The sequence below is a fragment of the Amycolatopsis sp. genome, assembly GCF_035276945.1.
Classification (GTDB): domain Bacteria; phylum Actinomycetota; class Actinomycetes; order Mycobacteriales; family Pseudonocardiaceae; genus Amycolatopsis_E.
The window spans coordinates 1-16,652 of sequence record NZ_DATELF010000085.1 but is presented as its reverse complement, the minus strand read 5'-3'; the positions used below and the strand labels follow the sequence as shown (position 1 = coordinate 16,652).

Genomic DNA, 16,652 nt, shown 5'->3' with positions numbered 1-16,652 from the left:
CGACCGTCGCTCTTCTAGTTCAGCTCTAGTTCAGGTGTTCCCGGGCGGCGAGGTCGCTCCAGTACTCGCGCAGGTCGTTGAACAGTTCGGCCAGTTGCTCGACGTTGCCGGACCGCAACGCGTCGAGGATGCTGTGCATCTCTTCGGCCGAGGTGTCCGACTCCAGGGTCGGATCGGGGATCAGCTGCACGAGCCCGCCGTAGTCGAGTTCCACGGCCGAGGCCGGATGGAAGTTCGCCAGCCAGCGGGCGGTCTCCGCGAGGATCCTGGTCGGTCCGGAGTCGCCCAGCGTTTCCTCCACGAGTTCATGGGCCTCGGTGACCCGGCGGATCGCGTCGCCGATCGCCACCCGCCACGACACCTCGCGCCGGGGGTCGGTCTGGCTGTCGCCGAGTTCGAGCCGCCGCTCGGCGGGATCGACGAGCGCGAACCACGGCAACGGCACCGTCCAGGTCGTGGAGAGCACATGCACGGCCGCCTTCTCGAGTTCGGCGAGCGCGGCGCTGGCCCGGGACCGCGCACCCTCCGCCGTGACCCCGCCTGCGTCGAGCACACTCGCCCGCAACGCGGGGTCCGCGTCGCCGAGGAAGCTGACCAGCGCGGCCGCCGAGCGCGCCCGCAGTTCGAGCGGGCAGACGAGTGGGCCGGTGCCGGTCTCGCCCGGCACCTCGTCCGGATCGAGCACGAGCACGTCGGTGGTCGTGCTGGGTGCGGAGCGGCCGTCGGCCAGCTCGGCGGGCAGTAGCCGCACCGGGGCCGCGACTTGTGATTTGAGCCACATCTGCTGCTCGCGTTCCCCCGCCGCGGTCCTGGTCATACGCGTTGTTTCCACCGCGCTGACCAGTTGATCGGACGGTGGGTCGCCGAATGCCGAGAGGGGCTCGTACACCCGCAGGTACGCCACGAACGGTCGGAGCACTGTTGCATCGTGGCACGTTCGTGCCAAGTGCGACGCACCGAGGGGAGACTCTCGCCACGACAGGAGAAGCCGCGTCGCATTCACCCCCCGAGACAGGGTACGGTATGGACAGGAAATAGTTGTCGAGACGATGCGGGGCCGCCGTTTCCCCCGGCCGCCCCGTCCCTGTGCGAGGGGGTCGAGCCATGGGGCGCGGCCGGGCCAAGGCCAAGCAGACGAAGGTGGCGCGAGAGCTCAAGTACAGCACTCACAACACCGACTTCGCCGCTTTGCAGCGCGAGCTGTCAGGTAAATCCGCTCAGAACTCCCACGACGAGGACGACAAGTACGAGGACCCGTACGCCGACGAAGAAGACGACGACTACCGTCGTTGACGGCTGAAGAAGACGAGGGTGGGCCCGGTGCCTGCCCTCGTTACTCGTGATGTGCGGACTCTGATGTGGAGGGCTGCTAATGGCGGACATTGAGAAGGTCGGCGTTGTCGGAGCCGGCCTGATGGGCTCGGGGATCGCCGAGGTACACGCGCGTGCGGGTGCCGACGTGATCGTCACGGAGGTGAACCAACCCGCGCTGGACTCCGGCCGGGCGCGGGTCGAGAAGTCGCTGCAGCGCGGTGTGCGCAGCGGCAAGATCACCGCGGAGGAGGCCGGCGCGGCGCTCGGCCGGATCACCTTCACCACCGAGCTGGCCGCGTTCGCCGATCGCGACCTCGTCGTCGAGGCCGTCCTCGAGGAGGAACAGGCCAAGGTCGAGGTGTTCCGCTCGCTGGACAAGATCGTCGAGCGGGCCGACGCGATCTTCGCGTCGAACACCTCCTCCATCCCGATCATGAAGCTGGGTATGGCCACCGGCAGGCCCGAGCAGGTGGTCGGCGTCCACTTCTTCAATCCGGTCCCCGTGCTGCCGCTGGTCGAGCTGGTGCCGTCGCTGCTGACCAGCGAGGAGACCGTCGGGCGGGCCAACGAGCACGCCTCCGGCAAGCTCGGCAAGACGGTGATCCGTTCCCAGGACCGCGCCGGGTTCATCGTGAACTCGCTGCTGGTGCCGTACCTGCTCTCGGCCATCCGGATGATCGAGTCCGGGTTCGCCTCCGCCGAGGACATCGACCGCGGTATGGAGCTCGGCACCGCACACCCCATGGGACCGTTGCGGCTGTCCGACCTGATCGGTCTCGACACCATCAAGGCCATCGCCGAGTCCATGTACGAGGAGTTCAAGGAGCCCCTGTACTCGCCGCCGCCGCTGCTGCTGCGAATGGTCGACGCCGGTCTGCACGGCAAGAAGAGCGGTCGTGGCTTCTACTCCTACACCTGATGCCGTCCGCTGATGCCGTCCGCGCGAAGCGCTGAGCCGATCCGCGTCGGGCTCGTCGGCGCCGGGCCGTGGGCGAAATCGGTGCACGCACCCGGGCTGGCCGATCACCCTGGCACCACCCTGACCGCGGTTTGGTCGCGGCGGAAGGAAGCCGCCGAGGAGCTCGGGCACGCCCACGGTGCCCAGGCCTGCGCGGACTTCGACGAACTGCTCGGCCAGGTAGAGGCGGTCGCGTTCGCCGTGCCACCCGTGGTGCAGGCCGAACTCGCCGTGGTGGCGGCCAAGGCGGGCAAGCACGTGATCCTGGAGAAGCCGCTCGCCCCGGACGTGCCCGCCGCCGAACGGCTGGCCGACGTGATTTCCGGCGCGGGGGTGGCCAGCCTGATGATGCTGACTTTGCGCTACGCGATCGAGACTCGCGACTGGCTGGCCGCCCTGGCGGCGACCGGCGGCTGGACCGGCGGCGGCGCGCGCTGGCTGTCCGGTGCCCTGCTGGGCGGTCAGTACAGCGGCTCCCCGTGGCGGCACGAAACCGGCGCGCTCGCCGACATCGGGCCGCATGCGCTGGATCTTCTCGACGCCGCGCTGGGCCCGATCGTCGGGGTCGTGGCCGCGAGCCGGACACCCGCGGACCTCTGGCACCTGATCCTGGCGCACGAGGGTGGTGCAACCAGCTCGGCCACCCTGTCGGTGAAGGTGCCGGTTACTCCGTCGGTGGTCGACATCGCCGTCTACGGGCAGCACGGCTACCGCGCGCTGGGGCGGAAACCCGGCGGCGGCCCCGAGTCCTACATCGCGCTGCTCGACGACTTCGCCGCCATGATCGCCACCGGTACCACGGCCCACCCCTGCGATGTTCAGCGTGGCCTGCACCTGCAGCGCCTCTTGGGCCAAGCGTTACTGTGCCTGTAGATACCAATTCGACCGAACGCTCGGAGCCACGCCGGGTCACCGCGAAGTGCACTCGATTGGCTCTGCCAATTTTCCGGGGCGCTGCCGATGATGATCTTCTATGGGCATCCTGCGGGCGAGCTTCGGGATTCTGCTCCCGGCGACGATCATCGCGCTGACCTTCGCGCTGTTCGCGTGGCGTCTGCTCGCCAACTGGCGCGGCCGGACCAAGCCCACCTGGGTCGCGGCCACCACGGCCGGGCTGGACGTGGCGATCGTGCTCGTCGCGGGTGAGGTGTTCGCGGTGACCATGATGCCGATCGTCAGCGGCCACACCAGCTCACTGCACCTGATGCCGGGATCGGACATCCTGACCGAGTTCCACGGTGACGGTTCGCTCTGGCAGATCGCCGGCAACCTGGTGCTGCTCGCGCCGCTGGGTGTGCTGGTGCCGCTCCGGGTCCCGCCGCTGCGCTCGGTGCGGCGGATGATGGTCACCGCCTTCGTTGTTTCGATCGCGATCGAAACAACGCAGTACCTGTTGCACGTCGGCCGTGTCACGTCCACCGACGACATCCTGCTCAACACGCTCGGCGTGGCCGCCGCGGCGACCTTGAGCTGCGGCTGGGCGCGCCGCCCCGTCCCGCTCGCGATTCCCGCCCAGGCACAGGCCGAGGGTGAGCTACGCGAACCAGCCGATTATCTGTCGTCGTAACGCGTCCGACGGCTCCGTTTGGGGTCGCCGCGCCCGCTTCCTGCCGCGAGGTCAGAACCTGGGGTGGTCACCGGACAGGACGGCGCGCGGACCGTCGGGATCGGTGGCGGGACGAACCTCGCCGATCATCCAGGCCGGCACATGCCGCGCGGTGAGCACGGCCAGCGCCCGGTCGGCGTCCTCCGCGCCGACCACGGCCACCATGCCGACGCCCAGGTTGAACGTCTTCTCCATTTCGGCGGCCTCGACCTTGCCGCGGTGTGCGATCAACGCGAACACCGGCGCGGGTGTCCAGGTGCCCCGATCCAGCTCCGCCCGCAGCCCTCTCGGCATCACGCGCGCCAGGTTCGCCGCCAGCCCGCCACCCGTGACGTGCGCGAACGTGCGCACCTCGGCCTCGGCGGCGAGCGCGAGGCAGTCCTTGGCGTAGATCCGGGTCGGCTCGAGCAGCTCCTCGCCGAGCGTGCGGCCGAACTCCTCGACATGCCCTTCCAACGGCATCCGGGCGATGTCCAGCAGCACGTGCCGGGCCAGCGAGTAGCCATTGGAGTGCAGCCCGGACGAGCCCATGGCGATCACCACGTCCCCGGGGCGGACCCGGTCGGGCCCGAGCACGCCCGACGCCTCGACCACGCCGACCCCGGTGGCCGACAGGTCGTAGTCGTTCTCGCCCATCAGGCCGGGGTGCTCGGCGGTCTCGCCGCCCAGCAGCGCGCAGCCGGCCCGCACGCACCCCTCGGCGACCCCGCCGACCAGCGCTTCGATCTTCTTCGGGTGGACCTTGCCGACCGCGATGTAGTCCTGCAGGAACAGCGGCTCGGCGCCGGTGACCACCAGGTCGTCGACCACCATCGCGACCAGGTCGATACCCACGGTGTCGTGCTTGTCCATGGCCTGCGCGATCGCGATCTTCGTGCCGACCCCGTCCGTCGAGGACGCGAGCACCGGCTCCTTCCACCGGTCCAGCTTCAGCGCGAACAACCCGGCGAACCCGCCGACCCCGCCGAGCACCTCGGGCCTGCTCGTCCGTTCGGCATGGGGCCTGAGCAGCTCGACGGCTTGCTCTCCGGCGTCGATGTCGACGCCGGCGGCGGCATACGTTGCGCGCGTGGGTTCGCTCACGGCGGGCGGACTCCAGTTCCGATCGGATCAAGGACGCCGGACGGCATCCCCAGCACCGTACCCGGCTTGGGCGACCGGACGGGCCGGCCCGTCGGTCCCCTCCAGGCTTTCCAGCAGATGCTTGCCGATCAGCGCCTCTTCGGGGAGCGGGATCGGGTAGGTGCCGTCGAAGCACGCCATGCACAGCCGGCTCTTCGGCTGCTCCGACGCCGAGACCAGCCCTTCCAGGGAGACATAGCCCAGCGAGTCGGCGCCGATGAGCCTCCTGATGCCCTCCAGGTCGGCGCCGTTCGCCACCAGTTCGGCACGAGAGGCGAAGTCGATGCCGTAGAAGCACGGCCAGCGCACGGGCGGCGACGCGATGCGCACGTGCACCTCCAGTGCCCCGGCCTCGCGCAACATGCGGACCAGCGCGCGCTGGGTGTTGCCGCGCACGATCGAATCGTCCACCACGACCAGGCGCTTGCCACGGATCACGTCCCGCAGCGGGTTCAACTTGAGCCGGATGCCGAGCTGCCGGATGGTCTGCGACGGCTGGATGAAGGTCCGGCCGACATAGCCGTTCTTGACCAGGCCCTGGCCGTAGGGGATGCCGGACTCCTGCGCGTAACCGATGGCCGCGGGCGTGCCCGACTCGGGCACCGGGATGACCAGATCGGCTTCGACCGGGTTCTCCCGCGCGAGCCGCTTGCCGATGTCGACGCGGGTGGCGTGCACGCTACGGCCGGCGATGGAGGTGTCCGGCCGGGCGAGGTAGACGTACTCGAAGACGCAGCCCTTGGGCTCCGGATTGGCGAACCTCGAGGACCGCAGCCCATCGGTGTCGATCGCGATCAGCTCACCGGGCTCGACCTCCCGGACGAACGAGGCGCCGATGATGTCCAGCGCGGCGGTCTCGCTGGCGACCACCCAGCCGCGCTCGAGCCTGCCGAGCACGAGCGGGTGCACGCCGTGCGGGTCGCGCGCCGCGTAGAGCGTGCCTTCGTCGGAGAACACCAGGCTGAAGGCGCCACGCAGGGTGGGCAGCAGCTCCAGCGCGGCGGCCTCGATGCCCTTGTCCGCGGCTTCCGCGCCGAGCAGGCCGCAGACCAGGTCGGAGTCGCTGGAGGAACCGGTCAGCCCGGCGTGCGGCTTGAGCCCGGCCACCTTCGTGCGATCCCGCAACTCGGCGGTGTTGACCAGGTTTCCGTTGTGCGCCAGCGACAGTCCGCTGCCGGTGGCGGTGGTGCGGAAGGTCGGCTGGGCGTTTTCCCAGGTCGAGGACCCCGTTGTGGAGTAGCGGCAGTGGCCGACCGCGATGTGCCCCTGCAGGGAGGACAGCACCTGCTCGTCGAACACCTGGCTGACCAGGCCGAGGTCCTTGAAGACCACGATCTGGCTGCCGTCGGAGACCGAGATGCCGGCGGCCTCCTGACCTCGGTGCTGCAGCGCGTACAGCCCGTAGTACGCCATCTTCGCGACCTCTTCGCCCGGTGCCCAGACACCGAAGACGCCGCATTCTTCCCGAGGTTCGGATTCGGGTTGGTCAATGGAGGTGTGGTCGGAAACCACTGCGAATGCTCCCTGAAGACGAGGGCAGGCCACTAACAGTGTAGGTCGCTCCCGACCGGAGTACGGCCCGACGTGACGGTCAGCTCGTTGACACGGTCGCCTGCCACGCCGGGCCCGCTTCGGCTCTCACCCCGTCGCGGCCATCCACTTGGCCATGCCGCCCTCACCGGGCACCCAGCAGCCGTGGATCGTCTTGCCGGCTGCCGAGTCTTCCTGGTCGGGCAGCGCGAGCAACTCGTCGAGCACCTGCTCGGCCCGCCCCGCCCGGCGCCACAGCACCTTGGCCGGGTCGAGCACGTCCATCTCGTCGCCGGGCATCCGGCTGGCCACCACGTCGTCCTCGGCGTTGATCCGTACGACGTCGACCACCGAGTGATGCGGCCGGATGCCGACCACGGCGATCACGCGGCCTTCGCCGTCGCGGGGATGGATGAACCGGTAGCCCCGGTCGATCAGGTCCTGGAGCCGGCTCTCCACCGGGCACCTGCCTCTACTGGGCGATAACATCGTCGAATTCGCCGTCCTTCGCACCCGCCAGAAAAGCGGCCATTTCCGCCTTTGTGTAAACGAGCACTGGCCCGTCCGGGAAACGAGAGTTTCGCACGGCGACCTCGCCGGAGTCGAGTGGTGCCACCTCGACGCAGTTCCCCAGTGCGCCGCTGCGCTTGCTCTTGCGCCAAGACGCCCTGCTCAGCAGGTCCGCGGACGTGCCGTTCACGAATCGCTCTGCCATGAAGCCACCTCTTAGGATCGACTCGGTTGGCGAGTGCAGATGCACGTGCATATGCCTTGTGTTGAGAAAGCTACCAGCAGTGACTGCAGGAGGTAAATGCACGTGCAGATCCACCAAAGTTCAGGTGTTACCGTCCGGATCGATTTCGGCGTGACGCCGGTACGAAAGAGTGAAGGGTGCCGACGGCACCCTCGGCAAACGTTTACCCAAAGTGACGATCAAGCGGATCAGATCTCGTTGCGGAGCTTGCTCAGCAGCTGACGGCTCCGTTCGGGCGTTTCCGCGTCGACGGTGAGCCGATCGAAGGCCCGTCCATAGACTTCGAGCTCGTCCGGTTTCTCCAGGTAGATCGCGCCGTAGCCGTGCTCGACGTAGGCGATGTTCGGCAGTTCCGGTTCGGCGAACTGGAGCAGGGTGAACGCGCCCTCGGCGGCGAACCCGCTCAGGTCGAACGGAACGATCTGCAGCGAAACGTGCGGCAGCGTGGTCATCTCCAGCAGGTGGTCGATCTGCCGCCGGAGCACCGCGGCGCCGCCGACCGGCCGGTGCAGCACCGACTCGTCGAGGACGGCCCACAGCCGCGGCGATTTCGGCGCGGTCAGCACCTTCTGCCTGCGCATCCGCATCGCCACGCGGCGCTCGAGGTTCTCGTCCCCGGAATCCGGGTTGCCCCGGCCCGCCACCGTCCGCGCGTACGGTTCGATCTGGAGCAGGCCCGGGACGAACATCAGCTCGTAGGTGCGGATCCTGCTGGCCGCCTCCTCCAGGCCGATGTAGTTGTCGAACCAGTCGGGTACCAGGTCATTGAACTTGTGCCACCAGCCGGGCTCCTTGGCCCGCTTGACCATTTGGACGGCCCACGCGCGCTCGGTCTCGTCGTAGACGCCGTACATGGTGAGCAGGTCGACGACGTCGCGCTCCTTGCAGCTGACCCGCCCGAGTTCCATCCGGCTGATCTTCGACTCCGAAGCGCGGATCTCGTAGGCCGCCTGCGCTCGAGTCAGCCCCGCGCGCTCGCGGAGCTTGCGCAACTGGGTGCCCAGGATCATCCGCCGCGCGGTGGGGCCGGTGCCCTGATCCGCACCAGGGTCGATCGAGGCCATGCGCCAGCCCTTCCTGGATCAAGGGAAGTTGGAATGAAATCGCCCGACTACCCAAGGTACACCGCGGCCGACCGCGGTCAAGGTCTGCACGTGCATTTACGTGACCGGCCGGTACCTTTACGCTGCGGGGTTGTGTTCTAGCCCACATCACTGGATTCGCCGGAGAACTCCTCATGTCCCGCAGCACCGTCAGCTACCCCAACGAGATTCCGGTCGGCGTCGACCCCACCAGGGCGAGCATCGCCCGCGTCTATGACGCCGCACTCAACGGCAAGGACAACTACAAGATCGACCGGGAGGTGCTGGCCCAGGTCAGGACGGTCGCGCCGCAGGTGAACGACCTCGCCTGGGCCAACCGGGACTTCCTGATCAGGGCCTGCCGCTTCCTGGTCACGCAGACGGGCGTCGACCAGTTCCTCGACCTCGGTTCCGGACTGCCCACGGCGGAGAACACGCACCAGGTGGTGCAGCGGGTCATTCCCGAGGCCAAGGTCATGTACGTGGACAACGACCCGGTGGTGCTGGCGCACGGGCGCGCCCTGCTGGAGGAGAACGAGTACACGCAACTCGTGTCCGCCGACATCTTCCGGCCGCGCGAGATCCTCGAGCACCCCGAGATCCGCGACTTCCTCGACTTCGAGCGTCCGCTCGCGCTGTTCCAGGTGGGCACCCTGCACCACTACCTCCCCGACGATGCCGGCGAGCTGATGAAGAGCTACCTCGACGCGCTGCCGTCCGGCTCGTTCGTGGCGATCGCGCACTTCTTCGACCCGGAAACCGAGCCACACGGCCAGTTGGCGCGGAAGATGGAGGAAAAGTTCCTGCACAGCCCGATGGGCAGCGGGCGGTTCCGCACCAGGGCGCAGATCCTGGCCATGTTCGCCGGGCTGGAACTGGTCGAGCCCGGCCTGGTGCTGTGCGACGACTGGTGGCCGGACGGCCCGCGGTACACGGAACTGAACCTGGTCCGCCAGTGCATCGTGGGCGCGGTCGGCCGGAAACCCTGAGGCCGGCCACTCGCTCACCACCCTCGGTGGAGGCGTTTCGCGCCGCTGCCTTCAAACGATGGGCAGCCAGTGGGACAGATCGGCGCGGGTGCCGGAAGCGGTGATCCGGCCCTCCGCCACCGCTTCTGTCCACTGTAGACGGCCGGTGGCCAGTTCGAGCCAGGTGCGCGGGTCGGTCTCCACGACGTTCGGCGGGGTGCCGCGGGTGTGGCGCGGGCCCGGGACGCACTGCACGGCGGCGAACGGCGGAACCCGCACTTCGACGCTTCGGCCGGGCGCGTCGGCGGCCAGCGTGCGCAGGCTCAACCGGACCGCGGTGGCCAGTTCGGGCCTTTCCGGCACCGGGGCTTCCCCGTCCAGCCAGGCAGATACCGCCCGCAAGGCGGCATGTAACTCACCGGGGTCGACCGTACGCGAAGAAGACACGAGGAAACAGTAGAGTGAACGCTGGCAGCTAGGCACGGGAGACGTGGGGTTGAACATGGCGCAGCGGGACGAAGCAGACCGGCTTCTACCCAATCCCCAAGCCACCGAAAGGCTTACCAAGCCGAAGATCACCGCGGAGATGCGCGCCAACGCGAGGGCCAACCCGAACAGCTGGCTCTATGTGATCGACGAGGCATTCGACCCGAACGGCCCGGTGCCGTCCTGGGCGGTCGTCGGCGCGTACCCGGTGAACGCCGCGGGCCAGATCGTCGAAGAATTCCATCCCAACGACCGCTACCGTCCTTCGCCGAAGGCGCTCGGTTTCCCCGACCCGCGCAACGAGCTGGAACGGCTGTTGCAGTTGGTGCGGATCAACCACCGGCCTGCCGAGGACCTGCCGCCCGTCATCCTGAACGCCACCCTGTTCGTCTACGCGCTTTCCCCGGTGCAGCGCACGGTGATCGGCTTCCACAACACGGACGGCCGCGTGCTCGTGCCGGCCTACACCTCGAAGGCACTGGTGCCACGGGAATGGCCGCACGCCCGTGCGGTGCTCGGCCGCGACGTGGTGCCGCTGCTGGCCGGGCAGCCGCTGGCGATCAACCCGCACGATGTGGTGACCGCGGTGGTGCCCGCCGAGCATCTGGTCCACGCGCTCGGCCGGGAAAACCGCCGATAAGGCGACTTTCCGGCTGGGCCCACGCTTTCGAGTGAGCACCGACTCGCGACGCGTGGGGGGCGCGGGCATCGTGGCCCCATCTGGAGGCGGATGGGAGTCGTCGTGCGTTGTTGGACCGCAGGGGCCGCCTTGGCCTTGGCCTTGGTCGTGTCGAATGTGTTGTTTCTCACCCCGTCGGCGGCGGGGGACGGAGCGGACTACAGCCTGGCCGCCGAAACGTTCGCCGGTTCTCAGATAGCCCGGCACGAAGGCGGCGCGGGCACGGCCAGGCTCGAACCGCGCGGTGGCGACACTCTCGGTCACGACGTCAGCGGTCATCAGGGAGACGTCGACTGGCCGGGTGCGAGGGCCGCCGGGGCCCGGTTCGTCTATGTCAAGGCGACCGAGGGAACCGGCTTCCGCAATCCTCGTTTTGCTCAGCAGTACAACGGTTCCTACCGGGCCGGCGTGATCCGTGGTGCCTACCATTTCGCCAGGCCTGATGTGTCCAGCGGCGCGGCTCAGGCGAACTACTTCGTGGATCACGGCGGCGGCTGGTCGCCCGACGGGCAAACGCTTCCCGGCGCGCTGGACGCCGAATACAACCCCTACGGCGAAACCTGCTACGGCCTCGGTCCGGTCGCGATGAGCTGGTGGCTGCGCGACTTCTCGGACACCTACCGCGCCCGCACCGGCCGGTTTCCCACGATCTACACGTCGACCAGCTGGTGGAACCGGTGCACCGGCGGAAATGCCGGGTTCGGGCCCAACAACCCGCTCTGGATCGCACGCTACAACACCGAGATCGGCGCGCTGCCGGCTGGCTGGAACCACCATACGATCTGGCAGTACGCCAACCGTGGCGCACTGCCCGGAGACCAGGATCGGTTCGCCGGGACGGCCGAGGCCGTCCACGCCTTCGCCCATACGCGCTAATGGTCTGATCCAGATTTCTCACAACCAAAGTCGGTCTCTCTCGTGAATCACTCACTTGGCACCAGATATTCAAGGAATTTGGTGACATTTCGGCGTGGACTCAATGAGAATCACGCGCGGACGGATCGCTGCAACGAGCCGTCCTCAGCGAGGGCAACGGGAAAGGGATCGACCATGTCCACACCAACCCCACGAAGAAGATCGCGTCGGTTCGTTGCGGCCGGCATGAGCGCCGCGGCCGGTGTGCTCCTCCTCGGCGCGCTGTCCCCGGCGAGCGCCGATGACACTCCGAACACCATCAACGGCATGCCCATCAACGAATACGTGGCCAAATACGACCACCCGATGGGCTCGCAGATCCGGCGGGTGGAGGGCACGCGGGAGATGCCGAAGGCCGCGCCGGCCGGGGACATCTCCGCGCAGGCCACGGTGCCCGGCATGGACGTCAGCGGCTACCAGGGCAACGTCGACTGGTCGAGCTACTGGAGTCAGGGGTACAAGTTCGCCTACGTCAAGGCGAGTGAGGGGACGTACTACACGAATCCCTATTTCGCTCAACAGTACAACGGTTCCTACAACGTGGGGATGATCCGCGGCGCTTACCACTTCGCGGTGCCGAGCGACAGCAGCGGCGCCACCCAGGCGAACTATTTCCTCGCGAACGGCGGAGGCTGGTCCGCCGACGGCAAGACGCTCCCCGGGGCACTCGACATGGAGTACAACCCGTACGACGGCGGGACCTGCTACGGGTTGTCGCAGAGCGCCATGACCGCGTGGATCAAGGACTTCAGCGACACCTACCACGGCAGAACCGGCAAATGGCCGACGATCTACACCAGCACGAGCTGGTGGAGCCAGTGCGTGAGCGGCGACTTCAGCTCGACCAACCCGCTGTGGGTGGCAAGGTACGCCTCCAGCGTCGGAACCCTGCCGTACGACTGGGGGGGCTACACCTTCTGGCAGTACAGCTCGAGCCCGATCGACCAGGACACCTTCAACGGCGCCTACGACCGGCTGGTGGTCTTCGCCACGAATCACGATTAGCGCAAAGGGCTTGCACCGCCGGGGAGCTTTGGTACGAATCGTTCGTACCGAAGCTCCCCGGGAACCAGGTCCGGCGCTGGTACGTCCGAGCGGCGTAGTGATTCACCGAAAGGCGACGTCGATGACCCATCCACCGCAGCCGGGGCAGCCCGATTACGGTCAGCAGCCCAGCCCATATGGTCAACAGCCTGGCGGGTACGGCCAGCAGCCGGGTGACCACCCGCAAACCGGTGGTTATCCGCAAACCGGCGGCTTCCCGCAGTCCGGTGGGTTCCCGCAGCCGGGACAGCAGCCTTACGGGCAGCCGGGGTACGGCCAGCAGCCCTATCCCGGATACGACGCGGGTGGCGGTGGTGGGTACCCGCCCACCGCCCAGTACGGGCAATACGGTGGGTACGGCGCGCCTCCGCCCGGCGGTGGTGGCGGCAAGAAGGGACTGTGGATCGGGCTGGGCGTCGGGCTCGTGGTGATCCTCGCCGCGCTCGGCGTCACCGGGTTCTGGGTCCCGGGTTTCTTCCTCAGCAAGGACAGCAAGGCCGGCTCCGGCGGCGCGCAGGCCGTGGCGCAGCAGATCGTCGATGGTTTCAACCAGCACGACAAGGCCGAGTTGACCGCGCTGAAGTGTGCCAACGCCAACCAGGACGTCGGGGAGGCGATCGCCGACGCCAGCTCGGTCAGCAACATGAAGCTCTCCGGGGTGCAGACCAACGGTAACCAGGCCACGGCCAACGTCACCCTGACCGTCGACGGTGACGCCACCACGGCAACGGCGAAGCTGTCGAACGAGAACGGCAAGTGGTGCTGGCAGGACGTGGGCACCTCGGCTTCCAGCGGTTCGAGCAGGTCGTCCTCCGTGCCGACGTCGCGGTCGTCCTCGTCGCGCACGAGCACCGGCTCGGGTTCCGGTTCGAGTGGGGAGGCCTACCAGGCCACCGTGCAGTCGTTCCTGGACAAGATCAATGGCGGGGACAGCTCGGGCGCGATGTCGATGGTCTGCGAAAAGTCGGTGTCCGAGCTGCAGTCAGATGTCGGCAAGGCCGCGGTGTCCGGCACGGATCTGGAGGTCGAGCACCTGTCCGGGTACGGCAACTTCAGCTTCGGCACGATGAAGGGCAAGGTCGCGGGCGAGGACATCACGACCGGCCTGGTCGGCTCGGACGACGCGCCCAGCGGCGGCGCCTGCATCGACACGTTCAGCGTCTACTGATAAAACTAGCTGGTCACACCCCCTTTGCGGAGGGCTGGGGCCGTACTGGGGCCGCACCAGGCCGCGTCGATCGCGGACTTGGTGCGGTCCTCGCTGGAGGGCATCATGTGGCCGTAGATCTCCAGCGTGGTCACCGTGCTCACGTGGCCCAGGAACTCGCTCACGGCCTTGATGTTCTCCCCAGCGTCCAGGAGCACGCTCGCGTAGTAGTGGCGCATGGCGTGCATCCCGTTCTCGCGGGTCTGCGGGACGCCGGCCTTCGCACGCGTCTTCCGCCACACCTCCCGGTTGAAGGTGGTCCGGTGGCAGGCCGAGCCGTCCTCGCTCGGCACCACCAGGTCGACCGTCACCGGCTTGCCGCCCGGTTCCCGCCAGGGCAGCGTCACCGCGACGGCCGGATACTCGGCCAGGTGCGCGGCCAGCTCGTCGCGCACGCTGCCCGGCAACGGGACATCTCGGGACTTCCGGCCCTTCGGCAGTGCGAACACCAACTGGCCGTCGACCACCTTCACCTGACGTTGCACGGTGACCTTCCCGCGGAGGAAGTCGACGTCCTTGACCGCCAGGCCGAAGATCTCGCCCTGGCGTAGGCCGACGCCCGACCCCAGCGGCACCGCCACCCGGTACCGGTCGGGCATCTGGGCATGCATCGCGACGACCCACTCACGCGGCCACGCGACCACCTTCCGGTCGTCCGGCTTGGGCTTGCGCACAGTCGGCGAGTTGCACGGGTTCTTGCCGATCAGCTCATCGGCCACGGCCGCGTTCAGGATCGCGGACACGTTCGACCACACGACGAGCTTCGTCGACTCGGCGATACCGGCGCCACCGCGGCCGGCGCCGTCGAGCGCCCGTACCCACGCCTGGATCGTGCCCGGCTTGACCTTGCCGAGCTGGGTCCGCCACAGCGTGAACGGCTCCACGTAGCGACGTAGCCGCGCCGCGGTTTCCGCCCGCGTCACGGGGTCGGTGGTCTGGTCGGCAAGCCACCGCGTCGCGAAGTCGCCGAACAGCTCCTTCCCGGCCCGCGCGTCGATGTACTGCCCGCGCAGCATGTCCGCCTCGACGGTCGCCTTGTGCGCGTCGGCATCCACCTTCTTCGCGAACGACTGGCGCCGCTCGCGGCCGTCCGGCTCATACCAGCGGACACACCACCGCAAGCCCTTTCCATGCCGGTCGGTCTGTTCCAGCACCGACTTACCGCGCTCGTCGAGTACCGGCTTCCGGGTCTTCGGGTCGCGCTTCGGGCGGAACCAGCGATCCTCAATGCTCGCCATCGCTGGCTCCTAGTAGCGCTTCGACCTCGGCAATCAGGCGGTTGAGATGTAGCCGCAAGGTCTTCCTGATGTCCGGATCGACCACGCCATCTACCGCGCCGCCGACGTTCTCGACCGCAAGGAGGTGCCAGATCTTTTGAGTGACCGCGCGCGCGGCCTGCATGGCTGTGTGTTGATCGCGAATTCGGTCCTCGACCGGCCTTGCATGCCGAAGGAAGTCGTCCAGCAGCTCGGCTTGGGGAGGCTCGTCCTCGCGGTCGTCTGGGCCCATCCGCCACGGCTGTAGAAGTCCTGCACGGCCGTCAGCCCAACCCCATGCCCTCCGCTGATCTACCTCGAACTCGGGGGTCAGCGCCACGGGTGAGCCGTCGACTGGCAGGAGAAGCCTGTTCGGATTGACGCCGAGCGCCAAGGCGAGCGCGACCAGATCGGCCACGCTCACGCGCCTGGTCTGGTTCTCGATCTTGGTGATTCCCGATGGAAGGATCGAGTGCCCCAACTTGCGGAGCAGGGCGGCCAAAAACCGCACGGTGAATCCTCGCTGCTCTCGGAGCGCGGCCACGTTCCGAGCTACCAAGGTGTCCGGTGTTTCCATAAGGCGAACAGTAGAGGCCAGTTGACAAACGTGCAACCTCTCGCGCAAACTCGCATCCGTTGAGTCTGAATTACAACCATGTGATTCTAGAAAGGAAACGTGATGTCCGAGAGTAGGCCACTGGCCACGCGCGCCGAAGTCGCCGACTTCCTCGGGCTGCCTGTGGGGACGCTCACCCAATGGGCCCACAAGGGGAAGGGCCCCGAGTACATCCGCATTGGCCGCCATGCTCGCTACGACTGGGCCAAGGTCGAGCTATGGCTCAATGAACAGGCCAAGGGCGGCGGAGGCCGCGCGGCGTGAGCAAGTCTGGCCCACGGCCGGAGTCCGAGCGGGAGGAATGGCCCCGTGATCGTTGGATGGATGCCATTTGGGAGAACCAGACGTTGAAGCCCGCCCCGCGCGCTGCGGCGTACGCCTTCTTTCGGTATGCCAAGGACAGTCCCATTTCCTGGTGCGCCTGGTCCGAGCTGAAGCGCCGTACTGGCCTCAAGTCCAACGATGCTGTTCAAGCAGCCGTAGCCGCGCTCGTCGATGGCGGATGGCTCACTGAGGTGGAGAAGGCACACCAGCACTACGCGCCCCGGTACCGACTCACCATCCCCGCTCAGACCTCGGAAGACCGGAGGTCTGAAAAAGCTCCCCAGACCTCCAGAAATCGGAGCGCTGAGAGTTCCAGACCTCCGGTTTCCGCGCGCCAGACCTCCGGTTTCCCGCGCGCCAGACCTCCGGATTCCGGAGAGGACTATTCAGAGAGACCAGTCAGAAAGACCTCTCCGCGCGCGCGTGCCGAACGCATCGTGGCCGAGGAGTGCCCAGACGCCAGCGAGGATGAGATTCGATCGATCGTGGACGCACTCGCGGACGAGGCGACGACGTCGCTTCCTGGTTACGCGCGGGCGCTGGCCGAGAACGGCGACCTTGGCCAGCGCATCCGGGGCATCCGCGCCGAACGAGAGCGCGCCACCGAGGCGGCCGAGCTAGAGACCGCGCGCGCGGATCCGCGGATGCGCTGCGAGCACGGCACGGACGGCGGCCGCTGGCTCCGTGCTGACGGTACGAGCGCCACGTGCGCGTTCTGCCGTCGTGCTCAGGGTCCCCCGGTTGGAGGTGGTGATTTCGGATGCGTCATGACCGAACCGGCGAGCTGATCG

Annotated in this window: 20 protein-coding genes; 11 read left to right on the top strand and 9 right to left on the bottom strand. The window is 67.8% G+C overall.

All coding sequences use genetic code 11. From position 1 onward, the window contains the following. Window positions 1-25: 25 nt before the first annotated feature. Window positions 26-919 (bottom strand): hypothetical protein, encoded by an 894-nt coding sequence (locus tag VJT49_RS14225; protein ID WP_324165268.1) that lies wholly within the window; start codon window positions 917-919, stop codon window positions 26-28. A gap of 185 nt (window positions 920-1,104) precedes the next feature. On the opposite strand from VJT49_RS14225, the gene VJT49_RS14220 reads away from it, so the two are divergent. The 4 genes from VJT49_RS14220 (at window position 1,105) to VJT49_RS14205 (ending at window position 3,839) form a co-directional block, all read left to right on the top strand. Further along, window positions 1,105-1,293 carry a DUF3073 domain-containing protein gene (locus VJT49_RS14220; RefSeq protein WP_324165267.1) on the top strand — a complete coding sequence of 63 codons (189 nt, stop codon included), beginning with the start codon at window positions 1,105-1,107 and terminating at the stop codon, window positions 1,291-1,293. Window positions 1,294-1,372: 79 nt separating this feature from the next. Beyond that, window positions 1,373-2,233, top strand: a complete 861-nt coding sequence (locus VJT49_RS14215) for a 3-hydroxybutyryl-CoA dehydrogenase (RefSeq protein WP_324165266.1) — start codon at window positions 1,373-1,375, stop codon at window positions 2,231-2,233. A gap of 12 nt (window positions 2,234-2,245) precedes the next feature. Next, entirely contained in the window at window positions 2,246-3,145 is a 900-nt protein-coding gene (locus VJT49_RS14210; RefSeq protein WP_324165265.1) for a Gfo/Idh/MocA family oxidoreductase, read from the top strand. 100 nt (window positions 3,146-3,245) lie between these two features. Continuing rightward, window positions 3,246-3,839: a VanZ family protein gene (locus VJT49_RS14205; protein ID WP_324165264.1), complete on the top strand. Its 594-nt coding sequence runs from the start codon at window positions 3,246-3,248 to the stop codon at window positions 3,837-3,839. A gap of 51 nt (window positions 3,840-3,890) precedes the next feature. Here VJT49_RS14205 and purM read toward each other — a convergent pair whose 3' ends face one another. From purM to VJT49_RS14180, 5 genes are all read right to left on the bottom strand, one after another. After that, a complete protein-coding gene (purM, locus tag VJT49_RS14200) occupies window positions 3,891-4,961 on the bottom strand; it encodes a phosphoribosylformylglycinamidine cyclo-ligase (protein ID WP_324165263.1) in 1,071 nt (356 codons plus the stop codon). 27 nt (window positions 4,962-4,988) lie between these two features. Further along, window positions 4,989-6,512: an amidophosphoribosyltransferase gene (purF, locus tag VJT49_RS14195; protein ID WP_324165262.1), complete on the bottom strand. Its 1,524-nt coding sequence runs from the start codon at window positions 6,510-6,512 to the stop codon at window positions 4,989-4,991. 126 nt (window positions 6,513-6,638) lie between these two features. After that, on the bottom strand, window positions 6,639-6,989 hold the full coding sequence (locus VJT49_RS14190; protein WP_324165261.1) for a hypothetical protein: 351 nt from the start codon (window positions 6,987-6,989) through the stop codon (window positions 6,639-6,641). Between the two features lie 13 nt (window positions 6,990-7,002). After that, window positions 7,003-7,245, bottom strand: a complete 243-nt coding sequence (locus VJT49_RS14185; protein ID WP_324165260.1) for a DUF397 domain-containing protein — start codon at window positions 7,243-7,245, stop codon at window positions 7,003-7,005. 227 nt (window positions 7,246-7,472) lie between these two features. Further along, window positions 7,473-8,348 (bottom strand): helix-turn-helix transcriptional regulator, encoded by an 876-nt coding sequence (locus VJT49_RS14180; RefSeq protein ID WP_324165259.1) that lies wholly within the window; start codon window positions 8,346-8,348, stop codon window positions 7,473-7,475. 173 nt (window positions 8,349-8,521) lie between these two features. Between VJT49_RS14180 and VJT49_RS14175 the strand changes: the two genes are divergently transcribed. Continuing rightward, entirely contained in the window at window positions 8,522-9,355 is an 834-nt protein-coding gene (locus VJT49_RS14175) for an SAM-dependent methyltransferase (RefSeq protein WP_324165258.1), read from the top strand. Window positions 9,356-9,406: 51 nt separating this feature from the next. Here the strand turns inward: VJT49_RS14175 and VJT49_RS14170 are convergent, their stop codons facing one another. Further along, window positions 9,407-9,781 carry a sterol carrier family protein gene (locus VJT49_RS14170; RefSeq protein ID WP_324165257.1) on the bottom strand — a complete coding sequence of 125 codons (375 nt, stop codon included), beginning with the start codon at window positions 9,779-9,781 and terminating at the stop codon, window positions 9,407-9,409. 55 nt (window positions 9,782-9,836) lie between these two features. Between VJT49_RS14170 and VJT49_RS14165 the strand changes: the two genes are divergently transcribed. The 4 genes from VJT49_RS14165 (at window position 9,837) to VJT49_RS14150 (ending at window position 13,626) form a co-directional block, all read left to right on the top strand. After that, entirely contained in the window at window positions 9,837-10,460 is a 624-nt protein-coding gene (locus VJT49_RS14165; RefSeq protein ID WP_324165256.1) for a type VII secretion system-associated protein, read from the top strand. Window positions 10,461-10,550: 90 nt separating this feature from the next. Continuing rightward, window positions 10,551-11,375: a lysozyme gene (locus VJT49_RS14160; RefSeq protein ID WP_324165255.1), complete on the top strand. Its 825-nt coding sequence runs from the start codon at window positions 10,551-10,553 to the stop codon at window positions 11,373-11,375. A gap of 225 nt (window positions 11,376-11,600) precedes the next feature. Beyond that, the gene (locus tag VJT49_RS14155) at window positions 11,601-12,419 is read left to right on the top strand and encodes a lysozyme (RefSeq protein ID WP_414635951.1); all 819 of its coding nucleotides are present in this window, start codon (window positions 11,601-11,603) and stop codon (window positions 12,417-12,419) included. Between the two features lie 121 nt (window positions 12,420-12,540). Next, entirely contained in the window at window positions 12,541-13,626 is a 1,086-nt protein-coding gene (locus VJT49_RS14150) for a hypothetical protein (RefSeq protein ID WP_324165253.1), read from the top strand. Window positions 13,627-13,631: 5 nt separating this feature from the next. Here the strand turns inward: VJT49_RS14150 and VJT49_RS14145 are convergent, their stop codons facing one another. Together VJT49_RS14145 and VJT49_RS14140 are read right to left on the bottom strand one after the other, a co-directional pair. After that, window positions 13,632-14,903 carry a site-specific integrase gene (locus tag VJT49_RS14145; RefSeq protein WP_324165252.1) on the bottom strand — a complete coding sequence of 424 codons (1,272 nt, stop codon included), beginning with the start codon at window positions 14,901-14,903 and terminating at the stop codon, window positions 13,632-13,634. Beyond that, a complete protein-coding gene (locus VJT49_RS14140) occupies window positions 14,890-15,498 on the bottom strand; it encodes a helix-turn-helix domain-containing protein (RefSeq protein WP_324165251.1) in 609 nt (202 codons plus the stop codon). The genes VJT49_RS14145 and VJT49_RS14140 overlap by 14 nt, the downstream gene beginning before the upstream one ends. A 102-nt stretch (window positions 15,499-15,600) precedes the next feature. Between VJT49_RS14140 and VJT49_RS14135 the strand changes: the two genes are divergently transcribed. After that, the gene (locus VJT49_RS14135; RefSeq protein WP_324165250.1) at window positions 15,601-15,801 is read left to right on the top strand and encodes a helix-turn-helix domain-containing protein; all 201 of its coding nucleotides are present in this window, start codon (window positions 15,601-15,603) and stop codon (window positions 15,799-15,801) included. 56 nt (window positions 15,802-15,857) lie between these two features. Further along, complete coding sequence (locus VJT49_RS14130; protein ID WP_324165249.1) at window positions 15,858-16,649, top strand: hypothetical protein; 792 nt, start codon at window positions 15,858-15,860, stop codon at window positions 16,647-16,649. Window positions 16,650-16,652: the final 3 nt, after the last annotated feature.

What these genes read in the sequence shown, in the direction of transcription:
- VJT49_RS14220 (WP_324165267.1), top strand. Translation starts at nt 1,105, where the DNA reads ATGGGGCGCGGCCGGGCCAAGGCCAAGCAGACGAAGGTGGCGCGAGAG.
- VJT49_RS14215 (WP_324165266.1), top strand. Translation starts at nt 1,373, where the DNA reads ATGGCGGACATTGAGAAGGTCGGCGTTGTCGGAGCCGGCCTGATGGGC.
- VJT49_RS14210 (WP_324165265.1), top strand. Translation starts at nt 2,246, where the DNA reads ATGCCGTCCGCGCGAAGCGCTGAGCCGATCCGCGTCGGGCTCGTCGGC.
- VJT49_RS14205 (WP_324165264.1), top strand. Translation starts at nt 3,246, where the DNA reads ATGGGCATCCTGCGGGCGAGCTTCGGGATTCTGCTCCCGGCGACGATC.
- VJT49_RS14185 (WP_324165260.1), bottom strand. Translation starts at nt 7,245, where the DNA reads ATGGCAGAGCGATTCGTGAACGGCACGTCCGCGGACCTGCTGAGCAGG.
- VJT49_RS14180 (WP_324165259.1), bottom strand. Translation starts at nt 8,348, where the DNA reads ATGGCCTCGATCGACCCTGGTGCGGATCAGGGCACCGGCCCCACCGCG.
- VJT49_RS14175 (WP_324165258.1), top strand. Translation starts at nt 8,522, where the DNA reads ATGTCCCGCAGCACCGTCAGCTACCCCAACGAGATTCCGGTCGGCGTC.
- VJT49_RS14165 (WP_324165256.1), top strand. Translation starts at nt 9,837, where the DNA reads ATGGCGCAGCGGGACGAAGCAGACCGGCTTCTACCCAATCCCCAAGCC.
- VJT49_RS14160 (WP_324165255.1), top strand. Translation starts at nt 10,551, where the DNA reads ATGGGAGTCGTCGTGCGTTGTTGGACCGCAGGGGCCGCCTTGGCCTTG.
- VJT49_RS14155 (WP_414635951.1), top strand. Translation starts at nt 11,601, where the DNA reads ATGAGCGCCGCGGCCGGTGTGCTCCTCCTCGGCGCGCTGTCCCCGGCG.
- VJT49_RS14150 (WP_324165253.1), top strand. Translation starts at nt 12,541, where the DNA reads ATGACCCATCCACCGCAGCCGGGGCAGCCCGATTACGGTCAGCAGCCC.
- VJT49_RS14145 (WP_324165252.1), bottom strand. Translation starts at nt 14,903, where the DNA reads ATGGCGAGCATTGAGGATCGCTGGTTCCGCCCGAAGCGCGACCCGAAG.
- VJT49_RS14140 (WP_324165251.1), bottom strand. Translation starts at nt 15,498, where the DNA reads ATGGAAACACCGGACACCTTGGTAGCTCGGAACGTGGCCGCGCTCCGA.
- VJT49_RS14135 (WP_324165250.1), top strand. Translation starts at nt 15,601, where the DNA reads ATGTCCGAGAGTAGGCCACTGGCCACGCGCGCCGAAGTCGCCGACTTC.
- VJT49_RS14130 (WP_324165249.1), top strand. Translation starts at nt 15,858, where the DNA reads ATGGATGCCATTTGGGAGAACCAGACGTTGAAGCCCGCCCCGCGCGCT.